This window comes from Pseudomonas fjordensis, assembly GCF_976987115.1.
In genome coordinates, this window is the sequence record NZ_OZ336860.1 from 4921280 (window position 1) to 4939238 (window position 17959).

Genomic DNA, 17959 nt, shown 5'->3' on the forward strand with positions numbered 1-17959 from the left:
GCTCGCTCCTACAGCGTGCGGAGTCAGGTAAAAGGAACACCTCTCCATGACCGACGCCACCCAAGCGCCCTTGCGCCCACTGGCCGACACTTCTGCGTCGGCCGTCGTCGCCGGCTTTATCGCCATGATGACCGGCTACACCAGCTCCCTGGTGCTGATGTTCCAGGCCGGCCAGGCCGCCGGCTTGACCACCGCGCAGATATCTTCATGGATCTGGGCAATTTCCATCGGCATGGCGGTGTGCAGCATCGGCCTGTCCCTGCGCTATCGCACCCCCATCACCATCGCCTGGTCCACCCCTGGCGCGGCGCTGTTGATCACAAGCCTGGGCGGCGTGAGTTATGGCGAGGCCATCGGTGCCTACATCACTTGCGCGGTACTGGTGACGCTCTGCGGGTTGACCGGCAGCTTTGAGAAGCTGGTCAAGCGGATTCCGGCCTCACTGGCGGCAGCGCTGCTGGCGGGGATTCTGTTCAAGATCGGCAGCGAAATTTTCGTCGCCGCCCAGCACCGCACCGGGCTGGTGCTGGGGATGTTCTTCACCTACCTGATCATCAAGCGTCTGTCGCCGCGCTATGCCGTGCTGGCCGCCTTGCTCATCGGCACCGCCTTGTCAGGGCTGATGGGGCTGTTGGACTTCAGCGGCTTTCATCTGGAAGTGGCGACGCCCGTATGGACCACGCCGCACTTCTCGCTGGCGGCGACCATCAGCATCGGCATCCCGCTGTTCGTGGTGGCCATGACCTCGCAGAACATGCCCGGCGTTGCGGTGCTGCGGGCCGACGGCTACACGGTGCCGGCTTCGCCGTTGATCACCACCACTGGTCTGGCGTCGTTGGTGCTGGCACCGTTCGGCTCCCACGGCATCAACCTGGCGGCGATCAGCGCCGCGATCTGCACCGGGCCCCATGCCCATGAAGACCGCAACAAACGCTACACCGCGGCGGTGTGGTGCGGGGTGTTCTACGGCATTGCCGGGGTGTTCGGCGCCACGCTGGCGGCACTCTTCGCGGCGCTGCCCAAGGAGTTGGTGCTGTCGATTGCGGCGTTGGCGTTGTTTGGCTCGATCATCAATGGCCTGAGTATCGCCATGAATGAGCCGAAGGAACGGGAAGCGGCGCTGATCACCTTTATGGTCACCGCGTCAGGCTTGACGTTGTTTTCCATCGGGTCGGCGTTCTGGGGGATTGTGGCGGGGGTGTTGACGCTGCTGATTCTGAATTGGCGCAAGGCATAAAAAAACGGCGACCCTCAGGTCGCCGTTTTTTTCAGTATCACTTAGCCGCGTTGATCGGCTTTTCCGGATACCACACGTCCAGCAACGGGCTGACTTCAGCCTTGGTCAGCTCGGAACGGGTTTTCAGCCAGGCTTCGACCGCAGCACGCTGCTCTTCGGAGACCGAGCCACGCTTCTGCAGGCAAACCAGACCGTAGTCATCGCCGCCCACATAGCCCAGGCCGTTGGCTTCCATGGCTTCTTTGATGAATGCTTCGAGGAAAGCGTCGATAGCTTCTTCACTCAGGCCTTCGTTGAAGTCCAGGTTCAGTTCGAAACCCAGCTCTTGAAATTCATCAACGCACAGTTTTTTGCGCAGACGCTGGGAACGGTTAGTCGCCATTGGAACAATCCTCATAAGTATTAACGGGCGGCACTTTAGCAGTTTAAGGCGGCAATTGCCCGACTCTCTGGGACCGACGGGCAAATGCGCGCAAAAAAACCACGATTAGCAGCTATCGTTCAGCTACACGTGGCGCCAGCTTGGGGCATAATGCCGACACTTTCGTGACCACTGAGGGATTTTCTTCCATACCCCTCGCCTTTTTCACCCTCCTCAGCAGTAGGGTTTTATTTCTTATGATCAAATCTTTGCGTTCAGTGTTACTTGCCAGTGTTGTCTTGCCCCTGGCCTTTTCCGTTTGCGCCGCGCCCGTCAATAACACCCTGCCACCCAGCGTTGCCCAGGCCTTGCAGAAGGCCAAGCTGCAAAATACCGCGCTGTCCCTGGTGATGCTGCCCCTGAACGGCCCTGGTACCCCTACGGTTTTCAACGCCGACGTCTCGGTGAACCCGGCCTCCACCATGAAGCTGGTCACCACTTACGCGGCCCTGGAAATGCTCGGCCCCAACCATCAGTGGAAGACCGAGTTCTACACCGATGGCACCCTCAGCGGCGGTGTGTTGCGCGGCAACCTGTACCTCAAGGGCGGCGGCGACCCCAAGCTGAACATGGAAAAACTCTGGCTGCTGATGCGCGACCTGCGCGCCAATGGTGTGCAGCAAGTCACCGGCGACCTGGTGCTGGACCGCAACTTCTTCAACCAGCCGCAATTGCCCGAGTTCAACGACGACGGCAACGATGAGAACAAGCCATTCCTGGTCAAGCCCGACGCCTTGCTGGTCAACCTCAAGGCCCTACGCTTTGTAACCCGCAATGATTCAGGGCGGGTGATCGTGTCGGTCGAGCCGCCGATTGCCAGCATTCGCATCGACAACCAGGTGAAAGTCACCAACGCCAAACAGTGCACCGGTGACGTGCGCTACAGCCCGGTGACCGCCGCCGATGGCAGCGTGACCGTGACCGTCAGCGGCCAACTGGGTGATGGCTGCAGCTCGCAGACCTACCTGTCGCTGCTCGACCACGCCACCTACACCGCAGGCGCCGTGCGGGCGATCTGGAAGGAGTTGGGCGGCACCATCCAGGGCCGTGATATCCAGGCACCGGTGCCCAAGGATGCCAAAGTCCTGGCTCGCGCCTTCTCACCGGACCTGGCGGAGATCATCCGCGACATCAACAAATACAGTAACAACACCATGGCCCAGCAGTTGTTCCTGAGCCTGGGTGCACAGTTTCGCAACGATGCCGATGGCGACGATGCCAAGGCTGCGCAACGTGTCGTGCGCCAGTGGCTGGCCAAGAAAGGCATCACCGCGCCGCACCTTGTGATGGAAAACGGCTCCGGCCTGTCCCGCGCCGAACGGGTCAGCGCCCGCGAGATGGCGGCCATGCTGCAAGCCGCGTGGAAAAGCCCTTATGCCGCTGAGTACATCAGCTCGATGCCGATCGCCGGCACCGACGGCACCATGCGTAAACGCCTGAAAACCACCGCCCTGCGCGGCGAAGCCCACGTGAAGACCGGCACCTTGAACACCGTACGCGCCATCGCCGGCTACAGCCGCGACAACAATGGCAATACCTGGGCGGTAGTGGCGATTCTCAACGACTCCAAGCCGTGGGGAGCCTCGTCGGTGCTGGATCAGGTGCTGCTGGACCTGTATCGCCAGCCGAAGGCCGTTGCCGCCGCGCCGATCCTCTAAAGCCTCCCTCTGATCGTTCCCACGCTCTGCGTGGGAATGCTGTTTTGGACGCTCTGCGTTCGCGCTCAAGGCTTGACGCGGAGCGTCTCAGGATGCGTTCCCACGCAGAGCGTGGGAACGATCAGCGCGTCTCAGCGACCACACACCTGCACCCGATCTCTGCCCGCCTGCTTGGCCACGTACACCGCCGAATCCGCGCGCAGCAACAACCCATCGATACCTTCATCGACCCGCCAACTGGCCACGCCAAAACTGGCGGTAACCACCCCCACCGGTTCCATCGCCGCATCGCGCAGCGACTGCCACAACTGCATCGCCAGGCTGTAGGCCTGGGCGCCATCGGTGTTGGGGCACAGCACCACGAACTCTTCCCCGCCGATCCGGCAAAATACATCGGTGCGGCGCAAGCGTTGGCCGATACGCTTGCACAACTCCTGCAGCACGCCGTCGCCCACGGCATGGCCGTGCTGATCGTTGATGCGCTTGAAGTGGTCGATATCGAGCATGATCAACGACAGCGCGCCAGACATACGGTTGAGCCGGAGCATTTCGCCCTTGAGGCGATCCTGGAAATAGCGACGGTTATAGATCCCTGTCAGGGAGTCGGTGATGGACAGTGCACGCAGTTCTTCCTCGACCCGTTTGAGATCAGAAATATCCGACACATAACCGTGCCAAAGCGTACCGCCGCCCGGTAACTCTTCCGGCGTCGCTTCGCCGCGAATCCAGCGCAGGCCTCGCTGGGGTAATTGCACGCGGTATTCTTCGCGCCAATGGCTCAGTTGCAACGCAGACAGGCGTATCGACGCACGTACGCGCTCCAGGTCCAAAGGATGAATGCGCTCCAGCACCTTGCCCGCATCCTGCTGCAACACGCCCAGCTCGATTTCATAGATATCGCGCATGCCTTCGCTGGCATAGATGAAACGCCAGGTGTCCTGGGGCTCCAGAGTGAACTGGAAGATCCCACCCGGCACGTGGGCGCTGAGTTTTTTCAGCAGGCGGTCGCGTACGGCAAGGGCCTCATAGGCACGCTTTTGCTCGGTGACATCCAGGTAAATCGCCAGGTGCCCGACCCACAGGCCATGGTCATCCAAGAGCACGGTCGGCAACATGTTGACCGTCAGCTGGCTGCCATCCTTGCGCACCAGCGTCCACTCACGGCCTTCATGTTGACTGTCCGGGCTCTCCACCAGCATCGCCTGGCTCGCGGGGATGCGCTTGCCCAGCGCCCTGCTCAACGGCTCAGCGCGGGCGTCGAGTTCCATGGCTACGTGCAGACGGTCCAAGGTCATATGCCCCAGCACCTCCGCGGCCGTAAAGCCCAGCATCTGTTCGGCACCAGCATTGAAGGTGTTGATCACGCCGCGCAGGTCCGTGGCAATGATCGCCACTTGAGTCGCCGCATTCAGCACGCTGCGCAATTGCCCATGGGCGCCACGCAACTCCTGCTCACGGGCGCGCAATTGCACGGTGCGTTGCTCCACCAGTTTCAGTGCGCGTTGGCGCTGGCTCACCAGCATGTAAAGCAGCGCACTGAGCAAGGCGCTGAGCAGCACGCCCATCGCCAGAATGGTGTGCATCGAAGAATGGTTGGCCCTGTCGAACACTTCGCTGGCGCTCAGGCTCAGGGCGTAGACATGATCGCCCAGGGTGAGGCGGCGCGCAGCCGTCAAGCCACTGCTGCCCAGGGCGTTGCTGGAGGCATACAACACCCGTTGCTGGGTGTCGGAGGTGTCTACGATCTGCATCACCAGGTTGTCCCGGTTGGGCCTGGGCAACCCCTCGGCTACCAGCTGACGCATGCTGATCACCGCCATCACATAGCCGTAGGGCTCGGCACCTGGGAGTTTACTCACGGGCGCCACCAACAACACGCCTGCGGCATAAGCGGGTTCCACCCCCACCAACTGCATGGGTTGCGACACCGCCAACTGGCCGCTTTGTTGCGCACGCTCCAGGGCTGAGCGACGCAGGGGTTGGGCCAGCAGATCAAAGCCCAGCGGCGAGCCCAGCAGACTTTGTGTCTGGCTGTACAGCACCGGTACGTATTCATCGCGTTCGGCCGCTGGCGCCAACTCACCTGCAGTATTCAGTTCGCGGATACTGAAGGGAATGCCGCGCTGGCGAGAAATGTCCTGCTCAAACAGGCTGCGCTGCGTGCGAAATATCCGTGGAGCCCAGGCATAAGCACGGGCATGCAACAACAGCGGTTTGGCGAAACCATCGAACTCGGCGCGGGACACCTCGCCGGAATTGACGAAAAAGCGCTGCAAGCTGCCCAGGCGTTGCTCCTGGTCTTCGAAACGTTCCTGGATGCGGGTGTAGCGCTCGTTGACCAGCAACTGGAACCGCTGGCGCACCTGTTGCTGATATAAGTCGGATGCCGCCCACGCGACGACCACCGTCAGCGCGCTACCGATCAACAACACCATCAATGCCACCAGCCAAGCCGATGCCTGCTCACTGATAAAACCAAGGATTTTCGGGCGAACGACTTGCATCGGCATAGGCAACACTCACAGCGCCAGTGTGCGGGGGTGTCACTTTGGCTAGGGCTTAAGTTATAGCCATCGGCAGGGTGTTTGACCAGCGTAAAACCGTCACGGACTTATTGTGGGCGAGGGAGCAAGCTCCCTCGCCACAGAGGCTTACTGTAGGAGCGAGCTTGCTCGCGAAAAACTCACAGGCACCGCGTTCATCCAGGATATCCGCGGTATCGTTGACGATCTTCGCGAGCAAGCTCGCTCCTACAGGGGAGAATCAGCGTGCGGTGATTTTCCAGGCGCGGTGGATCTTGGCATTGCGCGCAAAATCCGGGTCGATGGTCTTGTCGCTGATTTCCTCGACCGCGTAGCGTTCGCTGAGGTTGTCTTCCAGCTGGAACTTGCGGAAGTTGTTGGAGAAGTACAGCACGCCACCCGGCGCCAGGCGCGCCATGGCCAGGTCGAGCAACTGCACATGGTCACGCTGCACGTCGAAGATGCCTTCCATGCGCTTGGAGTTGGAGAAGGTCGGCGGGTCGATGAAGATCATGTCGAATTCATCGCGGCTCGCGTCCAGCCACGCCATCACGTCACCCTGTTCCAGGCGGTTCTTGTCGGAAAAGCCGTTGAGGGAGAAGTTGCGACGCGCCCAGTCCAAGTAGGTCTTGGACAGGTCGACACTGGTGGTGCTGCGCGCGCCGCCCTTGGCAGCATGCACACTGGCGGTGGCGGTGTAGCAATACAAATTGAGGAAACGCTTGCCCGCCGCTTCCTTCTGGATGCGCATGCGCATCGGGCGGTGGTCGAGGAACAGGCCGGTGTCCAGGTAATCGGTGAGGTTGACCAGCAACTTCACGCCGCCTTCGCTGACCTCGGTGAATTTACCTTGGGCACTCTGACGCTCGTATTGCTTGGTGCCGCTCTGACGCTCACGGCGCTTGACCACTACACGGCTCTTGTCGACGTTCAGTGCCTGGGGAATGGCCGCCAGGGCATCGAACATACGGGCCGAGGCTTTTTCCGGGTCGATGGATTTTGGCGCGGCGTATTCCTGCACGTGCACCCAATCGTGGTACAGGTCGATGGCCATGGAGTACTCAGGCATGTCGGCGTCATACACACGGTAGCAATCCACGCCTTCGCGCTTGGCCCATTTGCCCAACAGCTTGAGGTTCTTCTGCAGGCGGTTGGCAAACATCTGCCCGCCTTCGCTCAAGCGCGCCTGCTCCACCACAGGGGCCGGGGCGGGTTTGATCGGGTTGCCGTTCTTGTTGTACTGACGCTCTGCCGGCTCGCTCGGGGCCTGGTCGTAAGCCGCTTGCTCACGTTCGGCCTGGCGCTGCTCCGGGGTACGGCGCTCGCCCGTGACGAACTGATCCGGGTTGACCTTGATCAGCAGCAACTTGCACGGCAATGCGCCGTTCCAGAACGAATACTGTTTGTGGCTACGGATACCCATGCGCTTGCCCAGGTCTGGCGCGCCGGTGAACACCGCCGCTTCCCAGCCCATGCAGGCCTGGCGCAGACGCTCGCCGAGGTTCTGGTAGAGGTACAACAGGCTGGCTTCATCACCCAAGCGCTCGCCGTAAGGTGGGTTGCAGATGACCAGGCCTTTCTGGTTCTGGTCCGGGCGCGGCTCGAAAGTACCGACTTCGCCCTGGTACACCTTGATCCAATGACTCAGCCCGGCGCGCTCGATGTTATTGCGAGCAGGCTGGATCAAGCGTGGGTCGGCTTCATAGCCACGCACCCACAGCGGCGGCTTGTTCATGCCGATGGCGGCACGCTCAGTGGCTTCTGCGTGCAGTTTTTTCCACAGCGCCGGGACGTGGCCCAGCCAGGTAGTGAACCCCCAGAGTTCACGGTTGAGGTTGGGAGCCATGTCGGCGGCGATCATCGCGCCCTCGACCAGGAAGGTACCCACACCGCACATCGGGTCGGTGAGTGCGCCGCCTTCGGCTGCAATACGCGGCCAGCCGGCGCGGATCAGGATCGCCGCCGCCAGGTTTTCCTTCAGCGGTGCCGCGCCCTGCTGCAGGCGGTAGCCGCGCTGGTGCAGGCTGTGGCCGGAGAGGTCCAGGGACAGGATGGCTTCGCCACGGTCCAGGCGCAGGTGAATGCGCAGGTCAGGGTTGATCTTGTCGATGGACGGACGTTCGCCGGTCGGGGTGCGCAGTTTGTCGACAATCGCATCCTTGACCTTCAGCGCGCCGAAGTGGGTGTTGTCGATGCCCGAGCCATGGCCGCTGAACTCCACCGCGAGGGTACCGTCGGGGACCATGTGGTCAGCCCATTCGATGTCCAGCACGCCGTGGTAAAGATCCTCGGCGTCCTTCATCGGGAAGCGCTTGAGCACCAGCAACACACGGTTGGCCAGGCGCGACCAGAGGCACAAGCGGTAGGCGGTTTCCATGTCGGCCATGCCGCGTACGGCCGAGGTGTGCTCGCGGGCTTCCTCAAGGCCAAGCCCGACGGCTTCCTCGATCAGCAGGCCTTCGAGGCCCTTGGGGCAGGTGAGGAAGAGTTCAAAACGGTCCGACATGGGGCATTCCAGGCTTTTCAGCAATAAGTGAACAGGCGACGCATCGCCGGTTCGGTTTTCAATCAAGCACTTTTCTCGAAGAGTGCTCGCGTGGCACGAATGTGCCGTTCCACCCCGTCTGGCGGGCTCTTGAGCCTTTATGGGCGAGGCAGAAGAAGAATGTTGCGCAACAAAAAGAAATATTCCGACCCTTCGTCGAATAATAACCGACTGCAACAGGCGGGCATTCTCACTAAGGAATTAAACCTTTCCTCTTTGCAGGGCACATCATAGCTGGCTTTGCCCTAAAAAAGGGGCGAATAACCAGCCCAGCTTATGGCTATAGCATCGTTATCGTTACGTGCTTATGACAAAACGATCATTGAATACATGTGACCTATTGGTTAGAACTCAACACAGGTTGGCGCCGTAACGGTGCCAACACATCGGCTCGCCACGCCGGCAGCGAGCCCACCAACGGCAGAAAAACTCTGCCCGGCCTTGGACAAGGCCGAAGGATATCTAGACAGTCAACAAGTGAGGGAAACACCCTATGAGAAGACTTAAGCGTGATCCGTTGGAAAGAGCATTTTTACGCGGATATCAATATGGCGTTCATGGAAAATCCCGTGAGCTTTGCCCATTTACTCTACCGTCGGTACGCCAAGCCTGGATCAACGGCTGGCGAGAAGGACGCGGCGACAACTGGGACGGTATGACTGGCACTGCGGGCATCCACAGACTCAACGAACTTCACGCCGTCGGCTAATCAGGGGATCTATCTAATTGCGACACACACATCTTTGATTTTGTAACGACTTAACCACGCGCGCCCCATCCGGGCGGCGGGCTTCGGCCCAGGGGCTCCTTTACGGAGCCCTTTTTATTGCCTGCTCAGCGCAAGGCAGCGATGGCATCCACCGACTGGCGAATCAGCGCCGGGCCTTTGTAGATAAAGCCGGAGTACAACTGCACCAGGCTGGCGCCGGCCGCGATCTTCTCAGCCGCGTGTTTGCCTTCGGTGATACCGCCCACCGCGATGATCGGCAAACGCCCGGCCAACTCGGCCGCCAGCACCTTGACGATATGGGTGCTCTTGTCACGCACCGGCGCGCCCGACAAGCCGCCCGCTTCGTCACCATGGGCCAGGCCTTCGACGCCCACGCGGCTAAGGGTGGTGTTGGTCGCAATTACCGCATCCATCCCTGAATCCACCAGGGCCTGGGCCACCAGTACGGTTTCTTCATCGCTCATGTCCGGCGCGATCTTGATGGCCAGGGGCACACGCTTGCCATGACGCACGGCCAGGTCTTCCTGCCGCTGGCGCAAGGCTTCGAGCAGTTGCTTGAGAGAATCACCAAATTGCAGGCTGCGCAGGCCCGGGGTGTTGGGCGAGCTGACGTTGACGGTGACATAGCTGGCGTGGGCGTAGACCTTGTCCAGGCAAATCAGGTAGTCATCCACGGCACGCTCCACTGGCGTGTCAAAGTTCTTGCCGATGTTGATACCCAGGATGCCGGTGTACTTCGCCGCCTGAACCCGCGACAGCAGATGGTCGACCCCGAGGTTGTTAAAGCCCATGCGATTGATGATCGCCTCCGCTTCCGGCAGGCGGAAAATGCGCGGCTTGGGGTTGCCCGGTTGCGGCCGCGGCGTCACGGTGCCGATTTCGACAAAGCCGAAACCCAACTGCGCAAACCCGTCGATGGCCGCGCCGTTCTTGTCCAGGCCGGCTGCCAGCCCGACCGGGTTGGGGAAGTTCAACCCCATCACCGACACCGGCACTTTCGCCGGTGCCTTGCATACCAGGCCATTGAGCCCCAGGCGGCCACCGGCACCGATCAGGTCCAGGGACAGATCGTGGGAGGTTTCCGGGGAGAGTTTGAACAACAGCTGGCGGGCCAGGGTATACATGGGCGGGCTAGACTCGGATGGCGACAAAAGGTGGCGCTGATTATAGCCAGGGTGGCGGCCTGCATGCGAGGCGTGCCACCTGATCTCATTGACGTTGCGCCGTCAACGCCTCATAACGCACCCAGATCCTTTCGGCGTAGCGCAGACGCAATGCCTCACGCTGTGGCCCGGGCCCCGGCCCCACGTTGTAAGCCCCCACCGCCGTCCAGTTGTAGCCAAAACGCTGGATAAATTCGGCAAGAATCGAGGCGCCTACTTCCACCGACAGGCAAGGCTCGCTCAACAGCCGTTCTTCGGTAATGCCCTGCTTGAGCAAGCGCGGCAAGTGGATGCTATTGATTTGCATCAAGCCGATATCGCGCGTGCCATTGCGGTTGGTGTAGTTCATCGCTTGCGCCCGGTAACCCGATTCGACCGAGGCGATAGCTTGCAGCAATTCCGGCTCAAGGTCGTAGCGGCTGGCCGCCTCTTCCCAGCAAAAGGCCCAGGCCTGGCTGCTGCCCATCAATACCCCGACCACCAGGCCTTTGCCCCATGCCTTAACCCTGGACATTGCTGGCCTGACCACAGACGGCGCACACGTGTGCCACTGCCCTGGGTTGATCACCTGTGCGCACCGGGCAGGTAAAGCGATAGCCCTTGCCATAAATCGTCTTGATAAAGCCTTTGTCGGCTCTCAAGTGCTTGCGCAGGGAATAAATACACCGCGTGAGTGACTCTTCGGCCACTTCGCCCCGAGGCCAGGCCAGTTCCAGCAAACGGTCCTTGGTCATCAGCGCGCCACCGGAGGCCAGCAGCAACCGCAGCACGTGCCCCTCCTTGGGAGGCAACTGAATATCCGCCTCCACGCCCGTCAACCGGCCGTCGCCATGCAAGGTCCAACGCGCGAAAACCAGGGACGTCGTCGTTTCACCCGTCACGACGGCCATACGCACCTCTGTAGTCGACTACTGACATTCAAATCCTTATTGTGTGACCAGCTCATCTGCCATTGGCACGACTATAAAAAACCGGCTCGAAGACCCGCGTTAGGAAAAAACCCATTCATTCGCCTTTTTTTGGCCACTGCCGGTCAGACAATTCGCTAACGCACCCTTATCGCGGCATAGGTATCTACACAACTTTGGTGCGACGCTGGACCTGCGGCGAGAGAGCTTGCTCCCGTGACGACCGGATAGCCGACGCTGTTCTAACTGACGCCCCGCGATCCAAATGTGGGAGCTGGCTTGCCTGCGATAGCGACCTGACAGTCGACACAGTTGGATTGTGTACATATCCATTCCTGCGGTAACGGCCACTTAGGGTTCCGCCCTGACGGCGGCTCACTTTTGAAAAGCCGGAATGCCGGCCCAGACAAAAGTAAGCAAAACGCTCTTGCCCCACCACTCGGCACCTCGCCTAGGCTCGGTGTGCCCGTAATCCGCCAGCGTGGTTTAACGGGGCGCCTAAGATCAAAAGCAGATCAAGAGCAAGATCAAGAGCGACTCGCTTCGCATCGTGGTTACCGTCTGCTGTTACAACCCACAAAGTTGTGTAGATACCTATGCTTATCGCGGCAACCACTCCTGAAACGTCTCCTGCAATTCAACCCCTAGCCGATCCTCCAACTGCACCAACTCTCCCACTGCCATCAGTTGTCCATTGACCCGCACCTCCACACAGCGGGTGACGCCTGGGTCCAAGGGCAGCACCTTCCCCGGTGCGAATGCGGCCAAACGCTTGCGGCTGATCAGTTGCTCCTGCAGCAATATTTCCAGGTGCATGGACAAACGCCTTTTTCAGGGGGAAAACTCAGGGTCCGCTCCCAGGAACGCACGTCGCACACGCTCGTGTTGCGCGGGGCTCAACTGAGGTGGGCCAATCCAGGGCAGTCCGTCGCCACCTACGCCAGCCTGCCCTGGCGAGGCGTCATCCAGCGGCTGGGCGACATCCAGCTCGGCCACCAGTTTTTCGATAACCTTCACTTGGGCGGGAGGGCCCTTGATCAACAGACTGTTGGTATCCGGATAGGCCATCAACACAATGCGGCCATCGGCCAGTTGGTCCTTCTGCGCCGGGGATAGCCGAGCTTCGAGCATGGAGGCCATGCCCGGTACCTGGACCTTGTTGGCTCCCGCGCCCTGCAGGTGATCGTCCACGAGGACATTGATCACTTTCACCACGCCAAATACCGGGGCGCGCTCTGGCACCTTGCGAGGGGGTCGGTCCATCCGTTGGGCGAGACGCAACACCTGGTCGACATAGCTGGAAGGGCCGGTTACATAGAACGTACGCCCGCCGTGTTCACGCAGTGGGTAACGCGGCTCTTCCAGCCCCGCACGGCGCATGATGCCGCGCAGCTTACTGACGGAAATATGCCGCAGCACCACCGCCGAGCTTCTCGTGTCGTCGAAAGCGTAGAGCTGCAACACCTCGCCACAGGCCGTGCGACTGCCCAGCAACAGCGCGGCGCACAGCAGCGCGCTGAACAGCCAGCGACAATTGAGGGTTGCGAGGTAATCAGCGTGCACCGTGGGTATGCCTGGCGGTCTGGTCTGAAGAAGCGGCCATACTGCGAGGCGCACGAGGATCAATCATGATGGAAAGTTGACGGACAACTGCGACGTCCTGCCCATGGCATGTGCCTTGCTTTGCACTCTGGATCAGGCTCGCACCAACGGCGGCACGGGCCTACGGACAAAGGCGTCGTTCCCCTGCAATGGCCTATACGCCAACCTGGGAAACGGCGCTTTTTTTTCAGAAAAAGGCAGGTATTGATGAACGATCCGCTGGCTTGGGTAAACGGCAGCGATGCCCCGGAAAAGAGCAGCCTGGACCTGGGGTTCATGGCCCTGACCGATTGCGCCTCGCTGGTGGTCGCCGCCACCCAGGGCTTCGCCCAACCCTACGGCCTCACACTCAACCTCAAGCGCCAAGCGTCCTGGGCCAACCTGCGCGACAAGCTGGTCAGCGGTGAACTGGACGCTGCCCACAGTCTCTACGGGCTGATCTATGCCGTGCACCTGGGCATCGGCGGCGTCGCCCCCAGCCCCATGGCGGTGCTGATGGGGCTGAACCAGAATGGCCAGGGCATCAACCTGTCCCATGGCCTACAACAGCAAGGAGTGATCACTCCTGAAGCATTGAAACGCCACGTGCACCAAAGCCGGACAAAACTGACCTTCGCCCAGACGTTTCCCACCGGCACCCACGCCATGTGGTTGTATTACTGGCTGGCGAGCCAAGGCATTCATCCCTTGCAGGATGTGAACAGCGTAGTAGTGCCGCCGCCACAAATGGTCGCGCACCTGCAAGCCGGACGTATCGACGGCCTTTGCGTGGGCGAACCCTGGTGCGCCAGCGCAGTGCAACAGCACCAGGGCTTTACCCTGGCGACCAGCCAGGCGATCTGGCCGGACCACCCGGAAAAAGTCCTGGGCTGCACCCAAGCCTTCGTTGACGCCTACCCCAATACCGCACGCGTGCTGGTCATGGCGATCCTGGAGGCAAGCCGGTTTATCGAGCAGAGCCGTGAAAACCGCCGCTCTACCGCCCAGTTGCTCAGTGCCCCTGAATACCTCGATGCGCCTGTGGCCTGCATCGAACCGCGCTTGCTGGGCCACTATGAGGATGGCCTGGGCAACCAGTGGCAGGATCCCAACGCACTGCGCTTTTTCGCCAACGGCGAGGTGAACCTGCCTTACCTCAGCGATGGCATGTGGTTCATGACCCAGTTCCGGCGCTGGGGCTTGTTGCGTGAAGACCCGGACTACCTGGGCGTCGCCCGGCAGGTGCAGCAACTGGCGCTGTACCGCCAGGCGGCCGAGGCGCTGGGCATTCCCGCAGGCGACTCGGACATGCGCCGCAGCCAGTTGCTCGACGGCAAGACGTGGGACGGCAGCGACCCCGCTGGCTATGCGCGCAGCTTCCATCTGCATGCCCTGGCCGATGACACTAACCGTCAAGCGCTGCGCTGACAGGAGCCCGACGATGCTGCGAATCCTGTTGATCAACGACACCCCGCGTAAGGTCGGGCGCCTCAAGGCCGCATTGACCGAGGCCGGCTTTGAGGTGATCGATGAGTCCGGCTTGACTATCGACTTGCCCGCACGCGTCGAAACAGTGCGCCCGGATGTGATCCTGATCGATACCGAGTCACCCGGGCGCGATGTGATGGAGCAAGTGGTGCTGGTCAGCCGCGATCAGCCCCGGCCCATCGTGATGTTTACCGACGAGCACGACCCTAATGTGATGCGCCAGGCCATCAAGTCCGGCGTCAGTGCCTATATCGTCGAAGGCATCCAGGCCCAGCGCCTGCAACCGATCCTCGATGTGGCCATGGCGCGCTTCGAGAGTGACCAGGCCCTGCGCGCCCAGCTGCATGCCCGCGACCAGCAACTGGCCGAACGCAAGCGCATCGAATTGGCCAAGGGCCTGTTGATGAAGATGAAGAGCTGTAACGAAGAAGAGGCCTACACCCTGATGCGCCGCCAGGCCATGAGCCGTCAACAGAAACTGATCCAGGTGGCAGAGCAGATTATTGCCATGAGCGAGTTGCTCGGCTGATGTGGCTCAGCTCTTGCTAAAGAATTATCACAGGTAGCCAACGGCGGTTGCCCCCTCCACGACAAAGACGTCGCCCACCCGGTTTGCCCTCGCGAACCCGGTGGCGGCGTTTTTTCGTTTCTAGACCCCCAACCGTTGAGGTGCGTGATGAAATCAAGCTTCTGGAAATCCGGGCACACCCCGACCCTGTTTGCCGCGTTCCTGTATTTCGACCTGAGCTTCATGGTCTGGTACCTGTTGGGCCCCCTGGCGGTGCAGATTGCCGCTGACTTGCACCTGACCACCCAACAGCGAGGCCTGGTGGTGGCCACGCCGATCCTGGCGGGCGCGGTACTTCGCTTCTTGATGGGGATGCTGGCCGACAAGCTGTCGCCCAAGACCGCCGGGCTGATTGGCCAGGTGATTGTGATCGTGGCCCTGTTCTGCGCCTGGAAACTGGGGATCCACAGCTACGAACAAGCGTTGCTGCTGGGCATGTTCCTGGGCATGGCCGGCGCGTCCTTTGCGGTCGCCCTGCCCTTGGCGTCCCAGTGGTACCCGGCGGAGCATCAGGGCAAGGCCATGGGCATCGCCGGCGCCGGCAACTCCGGCACCGTGTTTGCCGCGCTGCTGGCGCCCGTGCTGGCGGCCGCGTTTGGTTGGAGCAACGTGTTCGGCTTTGCGCTGATCCCACTGGTGCTGACCCTGATCGTGTTCGCCTGGCTGGCGCGCAATGCCCCTCAGCGCCCGAAAGCCAAAGCCATGGCCGACTACTTCAAGGCCCTGGGCGACCGCGACAGTTGGTGGTTCATGTTCTTCTACAGCGTGACCTTCGGCGGGTTTATCGGCCTGGCCAGCGCCCTGCCCGGCTACTTCAACGACCAGTACGGCCTGAGCCCGGTGACTGCCGGCTACTACACCGCCGCCTGTGTGTTCGGCGGCAGCCTGATGCGCCCCTTGGGTGGCGCCCTGGCAGACCGGTTCGGCGGGATCAAGACTCTGCTCGGCATGTACAGCGTGGCGGTGATCTGCATTGCGGCAGTGGGGTTCAACCTGCCAAGTTCCTACGCGGCGCTGGCGCTTTTCGTCTGCACCATGCTCGGCCTGGGCGCCGGCAATGGCGCGGTATTCCAACTGGTGCCGCAGCGTTTTCGCAGTGAGATCGGCGTCATGACCGGCCTGATCGGCATGGCCGGTGGCATCGGCGGCTTCGCCCTAGCAGCGGGCATGGGCGCCATCAAGCAGAGCACCGGCAGCTATCAACTGGCCCTGTGGTTGTTCGCCAGCCTCGGTGTGCTGGCCTGGTTCGGCCTGCATGGGGTGAAGCGGCGCTGGAGAACCACCTGGGGTTCGGCCGCCGTGACCGCCGCCCGCGTCTGATGAGCTTACAACTGAGCGTCGCCCAGGCCAGTGCCATCGGCCCACGCAGCGAGAACCAGGATGCGCTGCGGGTGGTCACGCCCATGGCGGAACTGGCCGCGAGCAAAGGCTACCTGTGCGCACTGGCCGATGGTGTGAGCCAATGCGCCGACGGTGGCCTGGCCGCACGCTCGACCTTGCAGGCCCTGGCCCTGGACTACTACGCCACGCCACAGACCTGGAGCGTGGCCCAGGCGCTGGAGCGTCTGTTACTGGCGCAGAATCGCTGGTTGCAAGCCAACGGCGGTGGGCAGCCTTTGCTCACCACCCTCAGCGCCCTGGTGTTTCGCGGCCAACGTTTCACCCTGGCCCATGTCGGTGATTGCCGGGCGTATCGTTGGCTTGACGGCGAGTTGCAACGCATCAGCGAAGACCATGTGTGGGAACAGCCGGGCATGCAACATGTGCTCAAGCGCGCCCTCGGCCTGGATCAGCACCTGGTGCTGGACTTCCTCGATGGCCAACTGCGCGAGGGCGAAAGCTTCCTGCTGCTCAGCGACGGGGTATGGGCCACGCTGGGCGATCACAACATCGGCGCGATCCTGCGCGAGCAAAGCGACCTCGACCTGGCCGTCAACACCCTGGTCAACGCGGCCCACCTGGCGGGTAGCCAAGACAACGCCAGTGCCTTGCTGGTGCGCATCGATCAACTCGGCGCCGCCACCCTTGGCGACGCCCTGGTGCAGTTGCAGCAATGGCCACTGCCGCCACCGCTGAAAGTCGGGCAAACCTTTGAAGGCTGGCAGGTGCAAAGCGTGCTGGCGCAGAGTCGCCAGTCGTTGCTCTACCGCGTGCACGATGCCCAGGGGCAACCCTGGTTGCTCAAGACCTTGCCGTTGCGTTGCGAGGATACCGATGCGGCCCAGGCCTTGTTATCGGAGGAATGGTTTCTGCGCCGGGTCGCAGGCCGCGCCTTTCCCGAGGTGCATGCCGCCAGCGGTCGTCAACATTTGTACTACGTGATGCGCGAATACGCCGGGCAAACCCTGGCCCAACTGTTCCAACAACAGGGCCCGCTGCCGTTGGCGCAATGGCAGTCGATTGCCGAACGCTTGCTGCGCGCCGTGGGCCTGTTGCATCGCCGGCAGATCCTGCACCGCGACATCAAGCCGGAAAACCTGCTGCTGGGAGAAGATGGCGAACTGCGGGTGCTGGACTTCGGCCTGACCTATTGCCCCGGGCTCTCCGAGGACCGTGCCCACCTGCTGCCCGGCACCCCAAGCTTCATCGCGCCCGAGGCGTTCGCTGGCGAGCAGCCTACGGCGCAACAGGATTTGTATAGCGTCGGCGTGACCTTGTATTACCTGCTGACCGGGCATTACCCCTACGGTGAAATCGAGGCCTTCCAACGGCCCAGGTTTAACCAGCCCGTCAGCGCCAGCCGTTATCGCCCCGACTTGCCAGAGTGGTTACCACACAGCCTGGAACGAGCGGTGACCGCTGCCCCGGCCCATCGTTATGAAACCGCCGAAGAATGGCTGTTGGTGCTGGAGCAGGCCGACCGCCGCGAATTGAGCCTACGCCCACGGCCTTTGCTCGAACGCGAACCCTTGAAGGTCTGGCAAACCCTGGCGGTGGCTTCGCTGCTGCTCAATCTGGTGCTGCTGTACTGGCTGCTGCACCACTAACGGGCAGAATCCGCCGGTTCTCTGTGTAAACGCCCAGTAAAACTGGGGCTATAGGGACTTGGCACAGCTGCTGCATTAGCTTTTCCAACACCCCACATATAGCCGCTCCTTCAACGACGAAGGGCCGAGCTTCCCGAGAGAACGGGACCAG

Annotated in this window: 15 protein-coding genes; 7 read left to right on the forward strand and 8 right to left on the reverse strand. The window is 61.5% G+C overall.

Annotated features, from left to right (window positions below; all coding sequences use genetic code 11):
- The first annotated feature begins 46 nt into the window (after nucleotides 1-46).
- The gene (locus tag ACWHXD_RS22400) at nucleotides 47-1237 is read left to right on the forward strand and encodes a benzoate/H(+) symporter BenE family transporter (protein ID WP_019820510.1); all 1191 of its coding nucleotides are present in this window, start codon (nucleotides 47-49) and stop codon (nucleotides 1235-1237) included.
- Nucleotides 1238-1274: 37 nt separating this feature from the next.
- Here ACWHXD_RS22400 and ACWHXD_RS22405 read toward each other — a convergent pair whose 3' ends face one another.
- A complete protein-coding gene (locus ACWHXD_RS22405; RefSeq protein WP_003193255.1) occupies nucleotides 1275-1619 on the reverse strand; it encodes a YggL family protein in 345 nt (114 codons plus the stop codon).
- A 236-nt stretch (nucleotides 1620-1855) separates the two neighbouring features.
- Here ACWHXD_RS22405 and dacB point away from each other — a divergent pair, with 236 nt between their 5' ends.
- A complete protein-coding gene (gene dacB, locus ACWHXD_RS22410; RefSeq protein ID WP_032895812.1) occupies nucleotides 1856-3316 on the forward strand; it encodes a D-alanyl-D-alanine carboxypeptidase/D-alanyl-D-alanine endopeptidase in 1461 nt (486 codons plus the stop codon).
- A gap of 131 nt (nucleotides 3317-3447) precedes the next feature.
- On the opposite strand, the gene ACWHXD_RS22415 is transcribed toward dacB, so the two are convergent.
- Complete coding sequence (locus ACWHXD_RS22415; protein ID WP_138762358.1) at nucleotides 3448-5826, reverse strand: sensor domain-containing diguanylate cyclase; 2379 nt, start codon at nucleotides 5824-5826, stop codon at nucleotides 3448-3450.
- Nucleotides 5827-6079: 253 nt separating this feature from the next.
- Nucleotides 6080-8344, reverse strand: coding sequence for a bifunctional 23S rRNA (guanine(2069)-N(7))-methyltransferase RlmK/23S rRNA (guanine(2445)-N(2))-methyltransferase RlmL (gene rlmKL, locus ACWHXD_RS22420; protein WP_032895809.1), 2265 nt, complete (start codon nucleotides 8342-8344; stop codon nucleotides 6080-6082).
- A gap of 532 nt (nucleotides 8345-8876) precedes the next feature.
- On the opposite strand from rlmKL, the gene rmf reads away from it, so the two are divergent.
- Nucleotides 8877-9092, forward strand: coding sequence for a ribosome modulation factor (gene rmf / locus ACWHXD_RS22425; RefSeq protein WP_002553055.1), 216 nt, complete (start codon nucleotides 8877-8879; stop codon nucleotides 9090-9092).
- Nucleotides 9093-9217: 125 nt separating this feature from the next.
- Here the strand turns inward: rmf and ACWHXD_RS22430 are convergent, their stop codons facing one another.
- The 5 genes from ACWHXD_RS22430 to ACWHXD_RS22450 form a co-directional block, all read right to left on the reverse strand.
- Nucleotides 9218-10237 (reverse strand): quinone-dependent dihydroorotate dehydrogenase, encoded by a 1020-nt coding sequence (locus tag ACWHXD_RS22430; protein WP_003193260.1) that lies wholly within the window; start codon nucleotides 10235-10237, stop codon nucleotides 9218-9220.
- Between the two features lie 85 nt (nucleotides 10238-10322).
- Nucleotides 10323-10790: a transglycosylase SLT domain-containing protein gene (locus ACWHXD_RS22435; protein WP_032895808.1), complete on the reverse strand. Its 468-nt coding sequence runs from the start codon at nucleotides 10788-10790 to the stop codon at nucleotides 10323-10325.
- Nucleotides 10777-11166, reverse strand: a complete 390-nt coding sequence (locus tag ACWHXD_RS22440) for a winged helix-turn-helix domain-containing protein (RefSeq protein WP_032895807.1) — start codon at nucleotides 11164-11166, stop codon at nucleotides 10777-10779. Before ACWHXD_RS22440 ends, ACWHXD_RS22435 begins: the two co-directional genes overlap by 14 nt.
- Nucleotides 11167-11784: 618 nt before the next feature.
- Nucleotides 11785-12000: a FliM/FliN family flagellar motor switch protein gene (locus ACWHXD_RS22445; protein WP_003193267.1), complete on the reverse strand. Its 216-nt coding sequence runs from the start codon at nucleotides 11998-12000 to the stop codon at nucleotides 11785-11787.
- A 15-nt stretch (nucleotides 12001-12015) separates the two neighbouring features.
- On the reverse strand, nucleotides 12016-12747 hold the full coding sequence (locus tag ACWHXD_RS22450; RefSeq protein ID WP_138762359.1) for a secretin N-terminal domain-containing protein: 732 nt from the start codon (nucleotides 12745-12747) through the stop codon (nucleotides 12016-12018).
- Nucleotides 12748-12993: 246 nt separating this feature from the next.
- Between ACWHXD_RS22450 and ACWHXD_RS22455 the strand changes: the two genes are divergently transcribed.
- From ACWHXD_RS22455 to ACWHXD_RS22470, 4 genes are all read left to right on the forward strand, one after another.
- Nucleotides 12994-14193, forward strand: a complete 1200-nt coding sequence (locus ACWHXD_RS22455; RefSeq protein ID WP_138762360.1) for a CmpA/NrtA family ABC transporter substrate-binding protein — start codon at nucleotides 12994-12996, stop codon at nucleotides 14191-14193.
- A 13-nt stretch (nucleotides 14194-14206) separates the two neighbouring features.
- On the forward strand, nucleotides 14207-14782 hold the full coding sequence (locus ACWHXD_RS22460) for an ANTAR domain-containing response regulator (RefSeq protein ID WP_003193274.1): 576 nt from the start codon (nucleotides 14207-14209) through the stop codon (nucleotides 14780-14782).
- A 147-nt stretch (nucleotides 14783-14929) separates the two neighbouring features.
- On the forward strand, nucleotides 14930-16141 hold the full coding sequence (locus tag ACWHXD_RS22465) for a nitrate/nitrite transporter (RefSeq protein ID WP_003193275.1): 1212 nt from the start codon (nucleotides 14930-14932) through the stop codon (nucleotides 16139-16141).
- On the forward strand, nucleotides 16141-17808 hold the full coding sequence (locus ACWHXD_RS22470; protein ID WP_138762361.1) for a bifunctional protein-serine/threonine kinase/phosphatase: 1668 nt from the start codon (nucleotides 16141-16143) through the stop codon (nucleotides 17806-17808). The genes ACWHXD_RS22465 and ACWHXD_RS22470 overlap by 1 nt, the downstream gene beginning before the upstream one ends.
- Nucleotides 17809-17959: the final 151 nt, after the last annotated feature.